Source organism: Treponema porcinum, assembly GCF_900167145.1.
Taxonomy (GTDB): Bacteria; Spirochaetota; Spirochaetia; order Treponematales; family Treponemataceae; genus Treponema_D; species Treponema_D porcinum.
Window position 1 is genome coordinate 62,020 of the sequence record NZ_FUWG01000007.1, and the last position, 16,644, is coordinate 78,663.

Annotated in this window: 17 protein-coding genes and 6 tRNA genes; 15 read left to right on the forward strand and 8 right to left on the reverse strand. The window is 42.3% G+C overall.

Going from position 1 to position 16,644, the window contains the following annotated elements; genetic code table 11:
- The first annotated feature begins 1 nt into the window (after position 1).
- The 11 genes from B5D55_RS05480 (at position 2) to tsaB (ending at position 9,867) form a co-directional block, all read left to right on the forward strand.
- On the forward strand, positions 2-1,075 hold the full coding sequence (locus B5D55_RS05480) for a helix-turn-helix domain-containing protein (RefSeq protein WP_078933003.1): 1,074 nt from the start codon (positions 2-4) through the stop codon (positions 1,073-1,075).
- 113 nt (positions 1,076-1,188) lie between these two features.
- The gene (gene rdgB, locus B5D55_RS05485) at positions 1,189-1,848 is read left to right on the forward strand and encodes an RdgB/HAM1 family non-canonical purine NTP pyrophosphatase (RefSeq protein ID WP_078933004.1); all 660 of its coding nucleotides are present in this window, start codon (positions 1,189-1,191) and stop codon (positions 1,846-1,848) included.
- Positions 1,849-2,126: 278 nt separating this feature from the next.
- A complete protein-coding gene (locus B5D55_RS05490) occupies positions 2,127-2,987 on the forward strand; it encodes a flagellin N-terminal helical domain-containing protein (RefSeq protein WP_078933005.1) in 861 nt (286 codons plus the stop codon).
- Between the two features lie 322 nt (positions 2,988-3,309).
- On the forward strand, positions 3,310-4,158 hold the full coding sequence (locus tag B5D55_RS05495; protein ID WP_078933006.1) for a flagellin N-terminal helical domain-containing protein: 849 nt from the start codon (positions 3,310-3,312) through the stop codon (positions 4,156-4,158).
- A 106-nt stretch (positions 4,159-4,264) separates the two neighbouring features.
- Positions 4,265-4,654: a flagellar protein FlaG gene (locus tag B5D55_RS05500; RefSeq protein ID WP_078933007.1), complete on the forward strand. Its 390-nt coding sequence runs from the start codon at positions 4,265-4,267 to the stop codon at positions 4,652-4,654.
- A gap of 28 nt (positions 4,655-4,682) precedes the next feature.
- Entirely contained in the window at positions 4,683-6,740 is a 2,058-nt protein-coding gene (gene fliD, locus B5D55_RS05505) for a flagellar filament capping protein FliD (RefSeq protein WP_078933008.1), read from the forward strand.
- A gap of 34 nt (positions 6,741-6,774) precedes the next feature.
- Positions 6,775-7,365: a hypothetical protein gene (locus B5D55_RS05510; RefSeq protein ID WP_078933009.1), complete on the forward strand. Its 591-nt coding sequence runs from the start codon at positions 6,775-6,777 to the stop codon at positions 7,363-7,365.
- Between the two features lie 122 nt (positions 7,366-7,487).
- A complete protein-coding gene (locus tag B5D55_RS05515) occupies positions 7,488-8,444 on the forward strand; it encodes a flagellar brake protein (RefSeq protein WP_159446164.1) in 957 nt (318 codons plus the stop codon).
- A 57-nt stretch (positions 8,445-8,501) separates the two neighbouring features.
- Positions 8,502-8,762, forward strand: coding sequence for a hypothetical protein (locus tag B5D55_RS05520; protein ID WP_078933011.1), 261 nt, complete (start codon positions 8,502-8,504; stop codon positions 8,760-8,762).
- Positions 8,762-9,193 carry a tRNA (adenosine(37)-N6)-threonylcarbamoyltransferase complex ATPase subunit type 1 TsaE gene (gene tsaE / locus B5D55_RS05525; RefSeq protein ID WP_078933012.1) on the forward strand — a complete coding sequence of 144 codons (432 nt, stop codon included), beginning with the start codon at positions 8,762-8,764 and terminating at the stop codon, positions 9,191-9,193. Before B5D55_RS05520 ends, tsaE begins: the two co-directional genes overlap by 1 nt.
- The gene (gene tsaB, locus B5D55_RS05530) at positions 9,190-9,867 is read left to right on the forward strand and encodes a tRNA (adenosine(37)-N6)-threonylcarbamoyltransferase complex dimerization subunit type 1 TsaB (protein ID WP_078933013.1); all 678 of its coding nucleotides are present in this window, start codon (positions 9,190-9,192) and stop codon (positions 9,865-9,867) included. Before tsaE ends, tsaB begins: the two co-directional genes overlap by 4 nt.
- Here tsaB and csrA read toward each other — a convergent pair.
- The 8 genes from csrA to B5D55_RS05570 all read right to left on the reverse strand — a co-directional run bounded on the left by csrA (position 9,857) and on the right by B5D55_RS05570 (position 14,613).
- Positions 9,857-10,084, reverse strand: coding sequence for a carbon storage regulator CsrA (gene csrA, locus B5D55_RS05535; RefSeq protein WP_078933014.1), 228 nt, complete (start codon positions 10,082-10,084; stop codon positions 9,857-9,859). The genes tsaB and csrA overlap by 11 nt on opposite strands.
- A 1-nt stretch (position 10,085) precedes the next feature.
- Positions 10,086-10,526, reverse strand: coding sequence for a flagellar assembly protein FliW (fliW, locus tag B5D55_RS05540; protein ID WP_078933015.1), 441 nt, complete (start codon positions 10,524-10,526; stop codon positions 10,086-10,088).
- Between the two features lie 21 nt (positions 10,527-10,547).
- Complete coding sequence (locus B5D55_RS05545; protein ID WP_078933016.1) at positions 10,548-11,792, reverse strand: flagellar hook-associated protein 3; 1,245 nt, start codon at positions 11,790-11,792, stop codon at positions 10,548-10,550.
- 28 nt (positions 11,793-11,820) lie between these two features.
- On the reverse strand, positions 11,821-13,692 hold the full coding sequence (gene flgK / locus B5D55_RS05550) for a flagellar hook-associated protein FlgK (RefSeq protein WP_078933017.1): 1,872 nt from the start codon (positions 13,690-13,692) through the stop codon (positions 11,821-11,823).
- A 25-nt stretch (positions 13,693-13,717) separates the two neighbouring features.
- Complete coding sequence (locus B5D55_RS05555; protein WP_143593224.1) at positions 13,718-14,143, reverse strand: hypothetical protein; 426 nt, start codon at positions 14,141-14,143, stop codon at positions 13,718-13,720.
- Between the two features lie 195 nt (positions 14,144-14,338).
- Positions 14,339-14,411: transfer RNA gene (locus B5D55_RS05560), tRNA-Lys, on the reverse strand.
- 24 nt (positions 14,412-14,435) lie between these two features.
- Positions 14,436-14,509, reverse strand: a tRNA-Arg gene (locus B5D55_RS05565).
- 32 nt (positions 14,510-14,541) lie between these two features.
- Positions 14,542-14,613: transfer RNA gene (locus B5D55_RS05570), tRNA-His, on the reverse strand.
- Positions 14,614-14,807: 194 nt separating this feature from the next.
- Between B5D55_RS05570 and B5D55_RS05575 the strand changes: the two genes are divergently transcribed.
- The 4 genes from B5D55_RS05575 to tig all read left to right on the forward strand — a co-directional run bounded on the left by B5D55_RS05575 (position 14,808) and on the right by tig (position 16,510).
- Positions 14,808-14,887, forward strand: a tRNA-Leu gene (locus B5D55_RS05575).
- Between the two features lie 23 nt (positions 14,888-14,910).
- Positions 14,911-14,982: transfer RNA gene (locus B5D55_RS05580), tRNA-Gly, on the forward strand.
- Positions 14,983-15,012: 30 nt separating this feature from the next.
- A tRNA-Gly gene (locus B5D55_RS05585) sits at positions 15,013-15,084 on the forward strand.
- 70 nt (positions 15,085-15,154) lie between these two features.
- Positions 15,155-16,510 (forward strand): trigger factor, encoded by a 1,356-nt coding sequence (gene tig / locus B5D55_RS05590; protein WP_078933019.1) that lies wholly within the window; start codon positions 15,155-15,157, stop codon positions 16,508-16,510.
- The last annotated feature ends 134 nt before the right edge of the window (positions 16,511-16,644 follow it).

Here is a 16,644-nt window from a genome sequence, read left to right on the forward strand (position 1 = left end):
TATGAACAAAGCAGGATTCGAGCTCAATGAGCTGCCGGAACTCATCGAGAAAGGAAAATTAACGCGGAAAGAGGCAATAAATTTTATTGCAGAGGAAATTCACCGCAACCCCGGATTGTTTCTCATTTCAAAGCAAAATGATGAAATCAAAAGCGAACTGGTATTCAGATTTCTGAAGAACGGCTATTTTGTTTTTGACCATTACAAAAAGGAGTTCGGAAAATTCAGAAACTATCTTATATCGTACCTTCGTTACCAGCGGCTGACCATACACCGTGAAAAGTTCTATGAAAACGTACAGAACAGGACTTATACGGGACTGTCAAAACTCGACGAAGAAGACCGTCAGGAAAAATACAGCAGGGATGAATTCTCCTACAAAATCGTACACTACACTCCCTACATTCCTGACAGAACAGAATGCGCCCCTTACCAAAGAAAAAGACGCCAGCCAGAAACGCAGACTGTTTCTGATTCGGCAAAAAACAACATTATTTTTGACTATTTCTACGAACCGCATTCCAGAGAAGGAAAACTAGTCATTATACTCACGCTGAAATCAAGTCCTTTTCTTTCTGAAAATCAGATAAAGAAAATCAGTAAATTCTGTCAGACAGAGGAAAAGAGGTTGGAAAATGCAATAAAAATTCTAAAAAAATCAGTCGAAAAAAAATACGCCGCATACAAAAAGATTGAAGAAAGAAGGAACACGGAATACTTTTTTATGCAAAAATTCCGGGAACTGCTGCAGGCAAATACATTTTCAAAAAAAACACAAGTCTTTTCATATCTTCTTAATGTCCACGAACAGCGCTGGCGCAAGCTTAATAATGCACTCAAGGAAAAAACGCGAACTGTCTGCCCTACAAACAAAGCGATTGCGCAGGCACTTGGAATATGCCAGCGGCAAGTCGGTTATTATCTGAAAAATATAGAATCCAGGGAAAAACTGTATCAGCTCGTGCGGCAAAATGACGACACTTCGGAAAGCAGCTGTTCCATACCGAAGGAACTAATGACTGAAAATCCAGTGGCAGATGGCAGAATGTCTTTCCGCAAAACAGAAAAAAAGTAGCCTGAAGCAAAAAGACAGAAGCCAGACGACGCGTCCTTCAGAAGGAGCAGCGTTCTTTTACAAGGAATTTCTCCTGTATGGACGCGTCGTTTTCAATCTGATAGAATAACTATATGAAAATATATTTGGCAACAGGAAACCTGAACAAAAAGAAGGAAATGACGCAGATTCTTTCCGGACACACAATAATCACTCCAAAAGACGAGGGCATTGATTTTAACCCGGTCGAAAACGGCACGACTTTTTACGAAAACAGCATAATAAAGGCAAAAGCCCTTTATGAAATCGTACACTGCCCTGTCATTGCAGACGATTCCGGAATTACTGCGGATGCGCTGTGCGGAATTCCGGGAATTTACTCGTCACGATATGCAGGTCCGGAATTCCCGAAAGGACGCCCCGACGGAACAAAAATTCCGCAGGATGAACAGAACAGGCTTCTCATAGCCCAGCTTAACAATGCGCTTGCAGCAGGAGCAGATACCTCAAGGCTTAAGAATGGTCCGCGCTCAGCACATTATACCTGCGCAATGGTTTTGTACCTCGGAAATGACCGTGTGTTCATATCACAGGAAACAATGGAAGGAACAATAGTAGAAAAAATTGAAGATGCAGCAGGAACAGGCGGATTCGGATATGATCCTATATTTTTTCTTCCGCAGTATAACAAAACGGCGGCACAGCTTACCGCAGAAGAAAAAAACGCAATCTCCCACAGAGGCAAGGCAACACGGGCGCTTGTCCGCATCATAAACGGAATTGAAAACATATAATCTTTTTTCCGATGCAACCGCATCGGAAAAAAAAGTTCCGCATAAACAAAAAGTCAGAATATACATAAACAATAAAGATTAGATTTTTTTCAAAAAAAATTAAAGATTTTCTATACTCCAGCCGAAAATAGATATAGAAGTGGTATTGTTTTCTAGTTTGAAAACAAGCATTTCTATTGCAAAAGTGTGCAGATGCAGCCTTGTAAACACATAGGCACATTTTTGCAAAATTCAGGTAGCACGGATGTTACCTTTTATATATTCCAAGGAGGAATACTATGGTCATCAACCACAATATGTCGGCAATGTATGCCAACCGTCAGCTAGGAGTTACAGGACTCGGAATTTCTAAGGATATGGAGAAACTCTCCTCCGGCGAAAGAATCAACCGCGCAGGCGATGATGCTTCAGGACTTGCTGTTTCTGAAAAAATGCGCTCACAGATCCGCGGATTGAACCAGGCATCTCAGAATGCTTCAAATGGTATCAGTTTCATTCAGACAACTGAAGGTTACCTTCAGGAAACAACTGATATTATGCAGCGTATCCGTGAGCTTGCAGTTCAGTCATCAAACGGAATCTACAGCGATGAAGACCGCATGCAGATTCAGGTTGAAATCTCTGCCCTTGTATCAGAAGTTGACCGCATAGCAAGTTCAGCCCAGTTCAACGGAATGAATATGCTTACAGGCCGCTTTGCCCAGCCGACTGGCGAAAATGTTGTTACAGGTTCTATGTGGTTCCACATCGGAGCTAACATGGATCAGAGAATGCAGATTTACATCGGAACAATGTCATCAACGGCACTTGGAATCCGTGAAATCGGTTCTGAAACAAAAATTTCGCTTGCAACACCGGAAGATGCCAACCGCGCAATCGGTACCATTGATGAAGGTCTTAAGAAAATCAACAAACAGCGTGCAGACCTGGGCGCTTACCAGAACCGTATGGAATACGCAGTAAAGGGACTTGATATTTCTTCTGAAAACCTTCAGGCTTCAGAATCACGCATCCGCGATGCTGATATGGCAAGCCAGATGGTTGAGTTCACAAAGAATTCTGTACTTCAGCAGGCAGGTACTGCTATGTTGGCTCAGGCTAACACAATGTCACAGAATGTCTTGTCTTTACTGAGATAGTGTATTATAATTATTTGAAGAAGCTTTACGGCTTCTTCAAATAATGCGCGGTGCAATTCAACTCTCCTACTCTACTCATTCACCGAACATTTCTAATGCATTATTTCAGCACGTTTTCAGACGTGCTTTTGTTCTTTGAAAAAGTGCCTGCATGCCGTTATGCTGCGTGACGGCAGAAAAAGTCGGTTTCATAAAAAAAACCTACTTTTTCTGCTGTAAGGGTCTGAAACAAGATAAGGGGGCGCAATCCTTACCTTGCCCGCACACAGACAGAAATTACGGAACATGAAGTTCCGCTAAAAATGGCATGGAGGGCACAACTATGATTATTAATCACAACATGAGTTCTTTGTATGCGGATCGTGTACTGGGCATTTCTAATGACGGTATCATGAAAAACATCGAAAAACTCTCATCCGGTGAAAGAATCAACCGTGCTGGAGATGACGCATCAGGACTTGCAGTTTCTGAAAAAATGCGCTCACAGATCCGCGGTTTGAACCAGGCTGGCAGAAACATCGAAAACGGTGTTTCATTCATTCAGACAACAGAAGGTTATCTGACAGAAACAACAGATATTCTTCAAAGAGTTCGTGAACTTGCAGTACAGTCTGCAAACGGAATCTACAGCGATGAAGACCGCATGCAGATTCAGGTAGAAGTTTCACAGCTTGTTGCTGAAGTAGACAGAATTGCAAGCCAGGCTCAGTTCAACGGAATGAATATGCTTACAGGACGTTTTGGTGCTAATTCAACTGAAGTCATGCAGTTCCAAATTGGAGCAAACATGGATCAGAGTGCCCGTGTATTCATTGGAACAATGACAGCACAGGCTCTTGGATTGAAGGGAGCACAGGGTTCCGAGGAATCAATTTCAATTGCTGACCCGGAAACTGCAAATGCAACGCTTGGTTCTGTAGACGCAGCTTTGCTCACAGTTACAAAGCAGCGCGCAGATCTCGGTGCATACCAGAACCGCTTTGAAATGGCTGCGAAAGGTGTAAACATTGCAGCAGAAAATACTCAGGCAGCAGAAAGCCGCATCCGCGATACAGATATGGCTTCTGAAATTGTAGAGTATACCAAGAACCAGATTCTCACACAGTCTGGAACTGCAATGCTTTCACAGGCTAATTCACAGTCGCAGAACGTACTTGCACTGTTAAGCTAGATTTGCAACGGTTTTAAGAGATTTCTGGATGTCATCTTTTAAAACCAATACGTGAGATGGGAGGGGTGCGCCCCTCTCCCATTTCTTTTTTCCAGGAGGAAGCCTTATGAATACAATAAATTCATTTGTACAGGCTGCGGCCATGGACGGCCAGAATATTCGCAATGCTGCATCTTCCTATACAACCTCACTGCATAAAACAGGTTCAGATGTACAGAAAATTTTAATAGCTCCTACAGGTTCGGAAGTAGCAGAAAATATTGCACAAAACGCGGCTGATGTAAAAGCTGACGCCCAGCAACTTCAGAAATTATCTGATATGGTTATGGGGCGGAAACTTCGGTTCAATGTAAATGAAGAGTTAGGAAGTATCGTAGTAAAGATAGTAGACCCGAACACTGAACAAGTTATAAAGGAGATACCGTCTGCAGATATACAGAAACTTAAAATTAACATTAGAAAAGCCATCGGCGTTATTTTTGATGATATGATTTAGTTTTGTATGCTCAGTCAGACTTACAAATATGGCAGGAATTAGCATACCAGGCGTTACTGATAAGTACAAGACAAATGAAACTGTAGAAAAACTTATGCAGATTGAGCGTATTCCCTTGACAAGGGAACAGCAGACGCTTGAAACCTACAAAAAACAGCAGGACGCCTGGCGTGACGTAAACAGAAAAGTATCTTCTCTCAGGGACAGTGTAAAGTCACTCTATTCATTTGAAAATCCTTTTAATAATAAACTCACCTCCTCTACCGAGGAATATGCCGTTACTGCAACGGCAACAAGAAATGCAGCGTATGACACGTTTAATATTGATGTAATTCAGGCAGCAACAGCCGACCGCTTTTTAACGGCAGAACTTGACGAAGACACAAAGGTTCCGGCAGGAACATACACATATAAAATTGCCGACAAAACAGTCACGATGAGATGGAAAGGAGGCTCACTACAGGAATTTTCAGATTCCCTGAACCGCAGGGGAAACAACCTTATAAAAACCAGAGTTATCGGTGCAACACGCGGAAAAAAAACGCTGGCAATAGAATCTCTGAAAACCGGAGAAGCAAACAAACTTTCCTTTGAAGATGATGCAAAGACTTTTGCAGAAACAACAGGAATGATAATAAAAGTAAAACCGAAAACAATATCTTTTGGAACGGCACGAAGTGAACTTTCTGCTCCGCCGGAAGACAAAATTTCGGAACAAAGAAGAATGCCGGCAATCTCTATGAAAGATATTCAGGTAAGCGGAGAAACAATAACTGTTCCTCCAAGGGCCGGCTACAAAATTTCCATTCCTGATTCGGTAAAAGAACTGCCGAATTATCATCTGACTCTTACGATAATGCAAAAAGACACGCCGGACATTACAGTTTCGTTGAATAAAACTCCGGTTGCACCTGTATTTCCGGAATCCGGTTCTGCATCATTCAGGGATATTACAATCCGCAATGCGCCGGTAGATGCATCCCTTCCGCCAGAACCTGCAGTAAAGCCAGAACCGCTAGATCCAATAGAAACATCAGCCGTCCTTTTTGCCGTTATGAATGACGGTTCTGAAAAACTGATACCGACAGATTCCATTCTCACTGATTCAGAAACAAAAATCGACCTTAATCTTTCTGACTACAGGGGAATTGATGCTCTTGTATTCAGAAACAGAAACACGGGAAAAACATTTACAGTTTCATCAACAGAAGCCTTTAATCCGAATGAAAACCTTGGATTCATTCCGCAGCATCCGATAACAAAGGCAGGAGATGCGATAATAAAATATGAGGGAATAACAATCCGCCGTCCGGAAAACACAATTGATGATGTCGTTCCGGAAGTAACGCTGAACATTCTGGATAAAACTGAAAAAACCGCAAAAATTTCCGTAAAGCCTGACGTAGAGTCTGCAAAAGATGCGCTTATAACGTTCGTAGGAAAATACAATCAGGCAATCGGACAGATCAATATACTGTCGCAGAATAAACAAGAATTGATAGATGAAATGGATTATTTTACCGATGAGGAAAAGAAAGCACAACGGGAAAAACTTGGAATGTTTTTGAGCGATTCTTCACTGAACACTTTAAAGTCAAATGTACAGGCGATAACGCAGGCCCGCTATCCGTTCAATGAAAACGCAGAAATCACAATGCTTTCGCAGATAGGAATTGCAACGAACGCTTCTTCCTATTCAGGATATACGCCAAGCAAACTGCGCGGTTATCTTGAAATTGACGAAAAAAAACTCGATGCGGAACTTGAAAAACATCTTGAAGACATAAAGAATATTTTTGGATATGATACTGACGGCGATTTGATTATAGACTCTGGAATCGGATACAAGCTTAACAAGCAGCTTACTGCGTATGTACAGACAGGCGGAATCTTTGCCTTAAAAACATCGGGTCTTGATACAAAAATCAAAGCTTCCGAACAGAAAATCACGCGTCTTGAGTCCCAGATGGAACAGAAAGAAGCTGATTTACGGAATAAATACGGTCAGATGGAAGGCGCACTGAACAGCCTTGAAAACCAGCAGACAACACTCTCTAACTTCTCCAACAGGGGAAACAAAGAGTAATATATAGAAAAAATAAAAACAAAGGCAGGAAAAAATGGAATTTTATGTAAATGACGAAAAAATAGATGCAACGATTGAAGACGAAAAGACTGTAGGTGATGTTCTTAAATCATTTGAAATGACGTGTGAAGAGAATAATGCCGCTGTCATCGGAATAACTGTAAACGGTGAAAAAATTACGGCAGATTCTTTTGACGCAGCATCCCTCAAGCCGCTGACATCAGATGCAAAGTTTGAATTCAGTATCATAACAAAACAGGCAGTTTTTGATTCTTTCAAAAAACTTTCTTCGCTTTTTACAGAACTTGCCCAGCGTATGCAGGACATTCCCGTTGCTCTTCAGACTGGAAGGGACAAGCAGGCAAATACTGTAATCAAGAACCTTGCAGACAGCATAGAAGATTTCTGCCGCATCGCCGCGCTTGCATCCCTTTTTGAAGCATACTCGAACATTACTATAGACGGAAAACCGTTCAAAGAATTTTTTGCAGATTTTTCGCCGGTTCTGAATGACTTTGAACAGGCGCTTAAGGCAAACGACACAGTAAGCGTAGGTGACCTTGCGGAATATGAAATATGTCCGCGTCTTCTGGCAATAGCAAAAACACTGGAGAACATTGTATGAGTCTAGACATTCGGGCGGGCACGACCCCGTTATCATCCAGACAAAATCCAATTATTTACGCAGTCCTGCTTATTGCACTTGTCATTATAGCAGTATGCGCAGCTGTCTGGTTTCTTATGTTGATGAAAAAAAAAACAGAGGAAAATCCCGAATGGATAGAAGCAGAAAAAAAACGTCCGACAAAACACAGCGACATCATACGGCTTTCAAAACTTTATGCAATAAACCAGAATGACATTCCGCTTTTGTGGGCAATCTGCAAAACGTATCAGGTTCCTAACCTGTTTTATTCAATAAAACGCTTTGACGAGCTGGACTGCGTATTCAAACAGGCATACAACGATTTTAAAATCGACGGACAGGAACAGAAAATAAACCGTCTTTTTTTGCTGAAATTCAAACTTGATAAAATTTTTGCAGAGTCCGTAAACATTTCGTCAACTGCCGCACTTTCAGCAGATACAAAACTGTCGCTGGTACTCCAGAACGGTACAAAAATAGGCGGAACTGTCAAAGACAATGCAAAAGACTACATTGCCGTTTCTTTGCCGCAGGAATTCCTTAACTCGAAAGAACGTCCGGAACCTCTTGAAAAAGCAGCTTTTACGTTCCACTCACCAACAGGAATGCCGTATGCATTCATCACCCGTATAATCAGGTATGAAAAAAAGGACGATGGAGAACTGATGATTATCTCCCACTCCACTGATTTAATCAAAAAAACGCAGCGTTCATTCAAGCGTAAGTCTGTAAAAGAACCTTGCCGCATTGCATCCGTAAAGACTGAAAAAGACAAGAACGGCGTAACGGCATACATTCCTACCGGAAACAAAATTTCTACAACACTGCTTAACATTTCCGGCGGCGGCTGCTGCATCTCTTCATCACTTCCTATAAAGGAAGGACAGGTTATATATACCGAATTCGATTTATTCGACGGAAGCTATCCGGCTATAGGAAAAATTGTCAAGACAAGAAAATCCCTGACGGAAGGCGTATATAACCTTCACATTCATTTCATAAATATTTCTGTTGAAGTTCAGAATAAAATTCTTGCTAAAGTCTATTCTTATGATTAAAATAGACGTATTTATAGGGCAATTCATATTATTTTTTTTGACTGGAGCTGCATTTATATGAAAGTTTTAGAACTAAAAAATCTAAACAGGGAAGACGGATACATATATTATATGCGGAAATTTTCGGGTATTGCTCTAATACAAATTCCGGGCGATACGCTGCAAACACCGATTTCCTTTAACATAGAAACAAGCCCGTTCGGCACAAAGAAAATCAGCGTGAATGTAGGAGAACAGTTGAATTATCCGGTTCTGCCGGTAAAAAAAGCGCTTGCAGATTTTATATTGGAAAAAGACAAAGAAGGAAAACTCCCGTGATGCAATTCACAACTCATTCACCAGAAGAAACTGTAGGGTTAGGAAAAAAAATCGGCGCTATGCTGAAAAAAGGTGATGTCATCGCAATGCAGGGAACGCTTGCCGCCGGAAAAACGACAATCACAAAGGGAATTGCAGAAGCGCTCGGCATAAAAGACAATATAACAAGTCCTACATTCTGCCTTATAAGCGAATATTCAGGAAAAATGCCGCTCTATCATATGGACGTATACCGTCTTGGCGGCGCGGAAGATTTTGCAGACCTTGGAACAGACGATATGATTTACGGTGAAGGCGTCTGCATAATCGAATGGAGCGAAAAAATAATGAGCGAACTGCCAAAAAAAACAATAATACTGAAGATAGAGCCGCAGAATGACGGTTCACGGATTATCACGATTGATAACTGGCAGTATGGAGAAATAAATTGAAAGCACTTGCAATAGATTCTGCAATCACGCAGCTTACGATTGCGGCAAAGAATGATGAACATACAGTTACTTTTGTTTACAACATCGGAATGAAACAGTCAGAAACCCTGCTTCCTGCAATTGATGCCCTTCTAAAAAAAGCAGAACTTACTGCAAACGAACTTGACTATCTTACAGTATGCAAAGGTCCGGGTTCCTTTACAGGTCTCCGACTTGCGTTTGCCGCATTAAAAGCCATTGAAATGTCATCACAAAAGCCGCTCTACGGAATTTCAACGCTTGATGCATACGCTTACCCCTACCAAAAACTGCCGTTCACAGTCCTGTGCGCCGTAGATGCAAAAAAAGACCGTTTCTATGCAAAGGCAACGAAACAGAATAAAACAATACTGGAAGAAGGTGACTGGGAACCTGAACAGATTGCAGACAGTATTCAGAAAAACAGCCGCTCCGATATTCTTATCTGCGGTTCTGATGCGGCGCTTTTAGAAACGCAGTTAAAAGAAAAAATTACAGGAAGAAAAATATACACCGTTCCGTTTTCCATTATGACTACGGATGCACTTTTTGCGCTCACAGAAGAAAAAATACAAAAAAAAGAACCGCCATTAAAAGATTTTGACGGTCCTGTATATCTGCGTGCAAGCGAAGCAGAAGTAAAGCTTAATGCGTAAGCATTTTTGAAAGTGCCCCGATAGAATCGGTGTTTACGTTAAGCGCAGCTGTATTTTCTGATTTTATGGCAGAGAACACTTCCTGACGGAACACCTTTATGCTTTTTGGTGCTTCAACTCCGATTTTTACCTGATCACCCCTGATTTCTATAATTGTAAGGGTAATGTCATCGCCGATTTTTATCTGCTGGTCTGTTTTTCGGGAAAGAATAAGCATATTATTCCCCCTTCTTTTTCAGTGAATCAATAATATTGAATTTAGTCGTCCAGCGATTGTCATTAAGAACAACCTGAACGCACGTATTATTCCTGCGGTTTATGACGATAGGACCAAGAAAATTAGCTGTTATAGGAGAATTGTCCTGCGGAATCGTTACGATTGTCATTACGACAATATCTTCAGGAGATTCAACGCCGATTGTTTTCAAAACAGAATCGTCTATGTCAGCCTCGTATTCGTTGCAAATCAAAAACGGATCTACAAGAAGAAATGCCAGATTTTTATTATCCACGGACTGAAGCCAGATAAACGGCTCGTACTCCGACTCAATCAGTGCATAGTTATGAAATTCCTCGAATCCCATAATCCCCTCAGGGAATTTCAAAAGCTGTTTTTCCTCAACAGAAACAAGTCCGTTTGTCTTAGTCATTACATCCATTATTTATCCCCTTGCAAAGTCCTACCGCATATAATTGAGAAGCGTATTATTGTACATTTTTCCGGCATTGCTCAGCGTAGCCTGATATGCATAATCAAGCATTTTCATATCGGTAACAGCCTTTGTAAAATCCAGATCTCCTTCGGAACTTACCTGCTGCGTAACGTTCAGAGCAGTAGCGCTGTTTCGGGCAACAGCAAGCTGTGCGCGCTCGTATTCGCTTCCGGATTTTGCAATGCGCGTTACAAGATTGCTGATGCCGTTGTCCAAAGAACCGAGTACCCGTCCGCCAACAGATTCAACATCACCCTTCAAAAGCGCATCCCTAAACGCAATCACCGTATCAAACAGTGAACCGCCTGAAACACGCACTGAATTTCCGATGTTATACGGAGGCTTCTGACTGGAATCCTTTATAATGCCCAGCTCGTTCAAAACGCCGCCTTTTATGTCAGAAAGCCACAGTTGCCTTGCATCAGTTGTTTCCAAATTCAAGCCGCCTGTTACAGGGTCGATGGAAGCGCGGACGGCAGCACCACTCTCGTTGATTTTTGCGGCAAGCGAATGAACATTATCACCAGCATTTACAGAAACAGAAACGCCGTCAACGCTTATTACAGAATCAGCAGAAGCCTGCCAGCTAAGCGCATCACGTCCGCCGAAAATCTGCTGCTGTTCTGCCCAGAAAGTACGGTTTCCGGCATTATCCAGATCCATATACTTATTTTCGTCAACTTCAATTCTGTTTGTATCAATATTTCCGTTGTAGCGGACAGATTCTATCAGGGCAACTCCCGAACCGGCAACAATTCCCATCTCAACTTCAAATGCAGTAGATTTTGTATTCGTTCCTCCGAAAATAGAATTGCCGTCAGAACTGATTGCATTTGCATTCTGCACAAGTTCTTTCAAAAGTTCATCAACTTCCATCGCCATATTTTTCATATCTTCAGGAGTATATATGCCGTTTGCCCCTGTTATGGCAAGTTCGCGAACACGCTGCATAATCTCAAGGGAATTGGTCATATAACCTTCGCGAAGGGAAAACTGATCAGTCAGAGTTGCGGCATTTTTCTCAAATGTGTTTACCCGTCCCAAATAAGACTGATAGCGCACCAGATGACCAGCGGAAATCGGATCATCTCGCAGCTGCTGAATTTTGCGCTGGCTTCCAATCTGATTGTTTGCGCGGTTCAGGCGGCTTTCCTGAAGGCGAAGCGCGCTCTGTGTATCCATATTATTCATTGCAGAACTTATTCTTCTCATATATTACTCCATCAAATTGACCTGACGTTTATACTCCCAGCCTGTTTATTATCGTATCAAGCAGACTGTCCCATACCGTTACGAACTTTGCCGCAGCATTGTATCCGTGCTGGAATTTTATGATGTCGGCAAGTTCTTCATCGATATTCACACCGCTTATAGAATCACGAAGCGAACGCAAATCTTCCATTACTGCCGAATGACTAAGATGCATATTTTCCGCCTGTTCGCCTTTCAAACCGACATTCGTTACGGAATCTGCAAAATAATCGTCAAAAGTGCGTTCATGACCAATCATCACTTTTGTATTTCTTATTGCAGCAATCTCAACAGCCGCGCGACCGTCTCCGGCATTCACATTTCCGGAATTATCTTTATAGGCGGCGGCAACGCTCATAACATCGTTTTTCAATGCCTGATTTACTTCGATATAACCGGCAGGATTTAAAACCGGAGATACCGCAAACTGAGCACCAGCAAGAGCCTGAACTGCATCTGCCTGAGCATAATCATACGCGCCAGCAGCTCCGCTTGCCTGAAGAATTCCTGTATACCCCGTAAGGAAAAATCCGGAATCCTCAACGTGACGAATGACAAAATCAGGATTTTCCACTGCACTTGCAGTCGTTCCTTTCAGAACAAGATTATTGTTGCGGTCAAGATATGCCTTCACCTCACCGTTTGAATCATTTATACGGTTTATGACAGTTTCCACCGTGTCAGTAGGATGATAGGCAACCTGAACATTTCCGCCAGAACCGGACAGCGTCATCACACCTTCAAGACCAATCTGTTCCTGCGGATTTAGTTTTGTAGTTCCCGTAAACCTGAAAATATACGAATGATCAAGAGTTCCGTCGCCGTCACGGTCATAGTTTCCGTTCACATTTTCTACAAAAGAATGCTGCGTAAAGAAATCAAGACCGGTTACATTGTTTGCGCCATATCCGTTTCTATGGATGTCATTAACCAAATCTGAAAAATTCATTGTCATTGTATTCAGCGACTGAACTTCACTGCGGATATCAACATCACGAAGCTCTATCAGCGCACCGAGCGTACCGCCTTTTATAACGGCCTCATTTCCAGTGTCTTTCCATACAAGCTTATCGTATCCGTTATTGTCAACAACCGTTTCAAGATCAAAACTTCTTGCAACACCGCCCTGAACAAGCACATGACCATCTAAATGAACCATAAATTCATCAGAATCACGCATGTCGCTTGTGATATTTATTATTTTTGAAAGCTTGTCTACAAGCAGATCGCGCCTGTCAAGCAAATCATTAGGATTATCACCCATACCGCGCGAACGGACAATCTCTGCATTCAGTGATGCAATCTGCCGTGTATAATCATTTACCTGTTTTACAGTCGCCTCAATATCACCATTTATAAGATTTCCTACACCCATCAAGGCTTCCCATTTTGTCTTAATGGAATCTGCAAGGGATTCTCCGCGCGTTACAACAGCCTGTCTTGCAGCCTGACTTTCCGGATGAACGGACAGTTCCTGCCATCCTTCCCAGAATTTATCCATATTTGAACGGATAGAAACATCGTCCGGCTCGTTATAAATCTGCTCAATCATAGTGTAGTATTTGCTTCGCGTTTCCCAATAACTTTCTGAGTGCTGCTGCTCCGTAATGCGCTGGTCAAGCAGTTCATCGCGAACCCGGTTTATACTCTGGGAGTCCATTCCCTGCCCTATCATTCCGGAGCGTTCTGCACGCTCTAAATCAGGTTTATAAAGCGGATCAAATTCCTTAAGCTGAACACGCTGACGTGAATAGCCTTCCGTATTTGCATTTGAAATGTTATGACCTGCTGTAGTAATGGCGTCTGTGTGCGCCATTATGCTTCGTTTTCCTAATTCAATTCCAGAAAATGTTGATCCCATACCGTTACCTCAATAAATAAAAAAATCAGAAAAGCGTGTTCACCACAACACTTTCCGGCTGTGGCTGAACGACATATCCATTTCTGGAATACAGCCTGTTTCGGCTCTGCGGAACAGCCGTATCAATAATGCCTTTTACAAATTCACGCGTAATTGAAATATAATCAGCAAGCGCCTTGTTCTCTATGCGGCTTTTCACAAGCTTTCCACGGATTTCGGCAAGAAGACCGTATGTTTCCGCATCTTCCTGAAGTCCGCCCAGAGCAAGTTCTTCACGTTCCTTGTCAAGTTCATTGAACGCATCCATCATTTCATTTACATCTCCGGCAGCATCCATAAGTGCAGTCCAGTCCTTATTGTTTACCGCATCCCGAAGTGCCTGCTGCCTGCACAGCACGTCAGAAATCAACTTATTTTCACTCACAAGAACATCACGATATTTACCGTTCATAGACATCTCCCGTAAAAAAGTCTGCGCCTGCACGCCTGTACAAGGCTCCATTCAAGGTCAAAACCGGCTTTCGTCAAAAAAATTTTGACCTCATTTCCTTATCGGAATATAGAAAAAAGACTTAAGGATTTTTTATGTACGGAAAAGAGAAAAACATTTTAAAATAAAAAAGGCTGCCCTTTTTGGACAACCTTTTGAGCCATGCAGGGATCGAACCTGCGACCCACAGATTAAGAGTCTGTTGCTCTACCAGCTGAGCTAATGGCCCATATAATTATGCGATAACAAACTATGCGTCCGACAGGATTCGAACCTGCTACCACCGGATTCGAAGTCCGGAGCTCTATCCAGATGAGCTACGGGCGCATTCCGGCAGCGGATAAGCGCTATCGGATTAGGGTGCCTGGTGGGGATTGAACCCACGACAACCAGATCCACAATCTGGCGCTCTACCACTGAACTACAGGCACCAAGTTATCGACGAAAAGCACTATATCAAAAAACGGGCGCATTCGTCAATAGCAAATTTAAAAAAAAACAGAAAAAAAATGCATTTATTTTTTTTATTTGAAAAATCAGTATTGACTAAAAAACAAGTTTTCTATAAGATAGCACATACCAACCAAGAATGGATTGGGCGGCTGATTTTGAGCTCAAACGTTTTGCGAGAGTGGTGAAATTGGCAGACACGCTAGACTTAGGATCTAGTGCTTCGGCGTAAGGGTTCAAGTCCCTTCTCTCGCACAATTCTTTGGTTAATAATTTATGCGGAAATAGCTCAGTGGTAGAGCGCCACCTTGCCAAGGTGGATGTCGCGGGTCCGACTCCCGTTTTCCGCTCTAACGAATGGCCGAAAAACGCCAGTATTTGCGGAAATAGCTCAGTGGTAGAGCGCCACCTTGCCAAGGTGGATGTCGCGGGTCCGACTCCCGTTTTCCGCTCTAATTCAAGAAGCGATTTAGGGGCAACTAAATCGCTTTATTTTTTTAAACCATTTTAAGGAGCCAAAGAGTGAAACTCACAAAAGAATTCACCAGTCTTGAAAAATCAGCTGTAAAATTGACAGTAACAGTAGCCAAAAAGGATGTCCAGGAGACATATTCTGCAACACTTTCCAAATACGTAAAAAATGCGCAGATTCCGGGCTTCCGAAAAGGACACGTTCCTGCAAACATTTTGGAACGAAAATTCGGCGACTCCCTGAAAGCTGATGCAATGAGCGAACTCATCGACAAATCACTGAACGAAGTTTTTGAAAAAGAAACAGAGAACAGACCTCTTCCGTACCAGCAGCCTTCAATGGACGAAATGCCGGTATTCGACACAGCAAAAGATTTTGTCTATACCGTAACTTACGACGTATTCCCGAAAGTCGACGTAAAAGATTTCAGCGGAATTACAATCAAGGAACCGCAGGTAACAATCGGCGACAAAGAGCTTGAAGAAGAACTGAAAGCCGTTCAGGAAAGAAATGCCGTTGTAATGGACAAGAAAGACGGAGAATCCGTAGAAAAAGACAATATCGTTACAATCAACTACTCCGAACTTGATGACGCCGAAAAAGAAATCGACGGTTCAAAGCGCGAAGGTTTTGTATTCACAGTAGGAACAGGCGAGAACATCTATAAAATTGATGATGAAATTATCGGTATGAAAAAGAACGATACAAAAGTCATCACAAAAAAATACGACAAGAAAGACCCGAATGAAGAACTTGCCGGAAAAACAAAAAAAATCAGCGTAACTGTAACTGCCATAAAGACACGCCAGCTGCCGGAAATTGATGATGAACTTGCACAGGATGTAAGCGAAAAATACAAGACGCTTGATGATATGAAAAAAGACATTATGCACAATATGGAAGTTGCAAAAAAACGCAAGATTGCGGAAATAAAGAGCCAGTCTTTGCTTGAGCAGCTTGTTGAAAAAAATCCGTTTGAAATTCCTGCTTCAATGCTTGCAGCTGAACTTGACGGACGCTGGAGAATGATGGCTCAGCAGTTCCAGACAACACCGGAACAGCTTGAACAGATGATTCTTGCTTCCGGTCAGACAAAGGAAAATATGCTTACACAGTGGACTGGCGACAGCGAAAAAATGCTCAAGAGCAGAATAATCGTTGACAGTCTTATAAAAGCACGGAACGTTTCTATAACTCCGGAAGAAATCGAAGCAAAATATGCAGAGATTGCGGAAGAAGGCGGAATCACTGTTGAAGAAGTGAAAAAGCATTATGCTGATCCTCGTACAAAGGAATACCTTATTGACGATGCGAAAGAGCAGAAGCTGTACGAAGAACTGTACAAAGAAGTAAAAATCACAAAGGGTGACAAAACTTCTTTTGCAGAACTTTTTGCCGCTAAATAAGCACAGTACTGTTTTATATACCGTCTGCCGTTTCTGCTGCACCCGCCTGTCTGCCTGCGCAATGCGCTGACGGTAAAAAAAAAAGCAAAGGCAAGTCAAAGGGAATGTATCCGGACGGAACATTCCTTTTTTTG

Coding starts and splice junctions, on each gene's coding strand:
- B5D55_RS05555 (WP_143593224.1), bottom strand. CDS start 14,143: ATGAACGGTAAATATCGTGATGTTCTTGTGAGTGAAAATAAGTTGATT.
- tsaE (WP_078933012.1), top strand. CDS start 8,762: ATGCAATTCACAACTCATTCACCAGAAGAAACTGTAGGGTTAGGAAAA.
- B5D55_RS05515 (WP_159446164.1), top strand. CDS start 7,488: ATGAAAAAAAAAACAGAGGAAAATCCCGAATGGATAGAAGCAGAAAAA.
- fliD (WP_078933008.1), top strand. CDS start 4,683: ATGGCAGGAATTAGCATACCAGGCGTTACTGATAAGTACAAGACAAAT.
- B5D55_RS05490 (WP_078933005.1), top strand. CDS start 2,127: ATGGTCATCAACCACAATATGTCGGCAATGTATGCCAACCGTCAGCTA.
- fliW (WP_078933015.1), bottom strand. CDS start 10,526: ATGGATGTAATGACTAAGACAAACGGACTTGTTTCTGTTGAGGAAAAA.
- B5D55_RS05520 (WP_078933011.1), top strand. CDS start 8,502: ATGAAAGTTTTAGAACTAAAAAATCTAAACAGGGAAGACGGATACATA.
- csrA (WP_078933014.1), bottom strand. CDS start 10,084: ATGCTTATTCTTTCCCGAAAAACAGACCAGCAGATAAAAATCGGCGAT.
- B5D55_RS05500 (WP_078933007.1), top strand. CDS start 4,265: ATGAATACAATAAATTCATTTGTACAGGCTGCGGCCATGGACGGCCAG.
- B5D55_RS05510 (WP_078933009.1), top strand. CDS start 6,775: ATGGAATTTTATGTAAATGACGAAAAAATAGATGCAACGATTGAAGAC.
- B5D55_RS05495 (WP_078933006.1), top strand. CDS start 3,310: ATGATTATTAATCACAACATGAGTTCTTTGTATGCGGATCGTGTACTG.
- flgK (WP_078933017.1), bottom strand. CDS start 13,692: ATGGGATCAACATTTTCTGGAATTGAATTAGGAAAACGAAGCATAATG.
- rdgB (WP_078933004.1), top strand. CDS start 1,189: ATGAAAATATATTTGGCAACAGGAAACCTGAACAAAAAGAAGGAAATG.
- B5D55_RS05545 (WP_078933016.1), bottom strand. CDS start 11,792: ATGAGAAGAATAAGTTCTGCAATGAATAATATGGATACACAGAGCGCG.
- B5D55_RS05480 (WP_078933003.1), top strand. CDS start 2: ATGAACAAAGCAGGATTCGAGCTCAATGAGCTGCCGGAACTCATCGAG.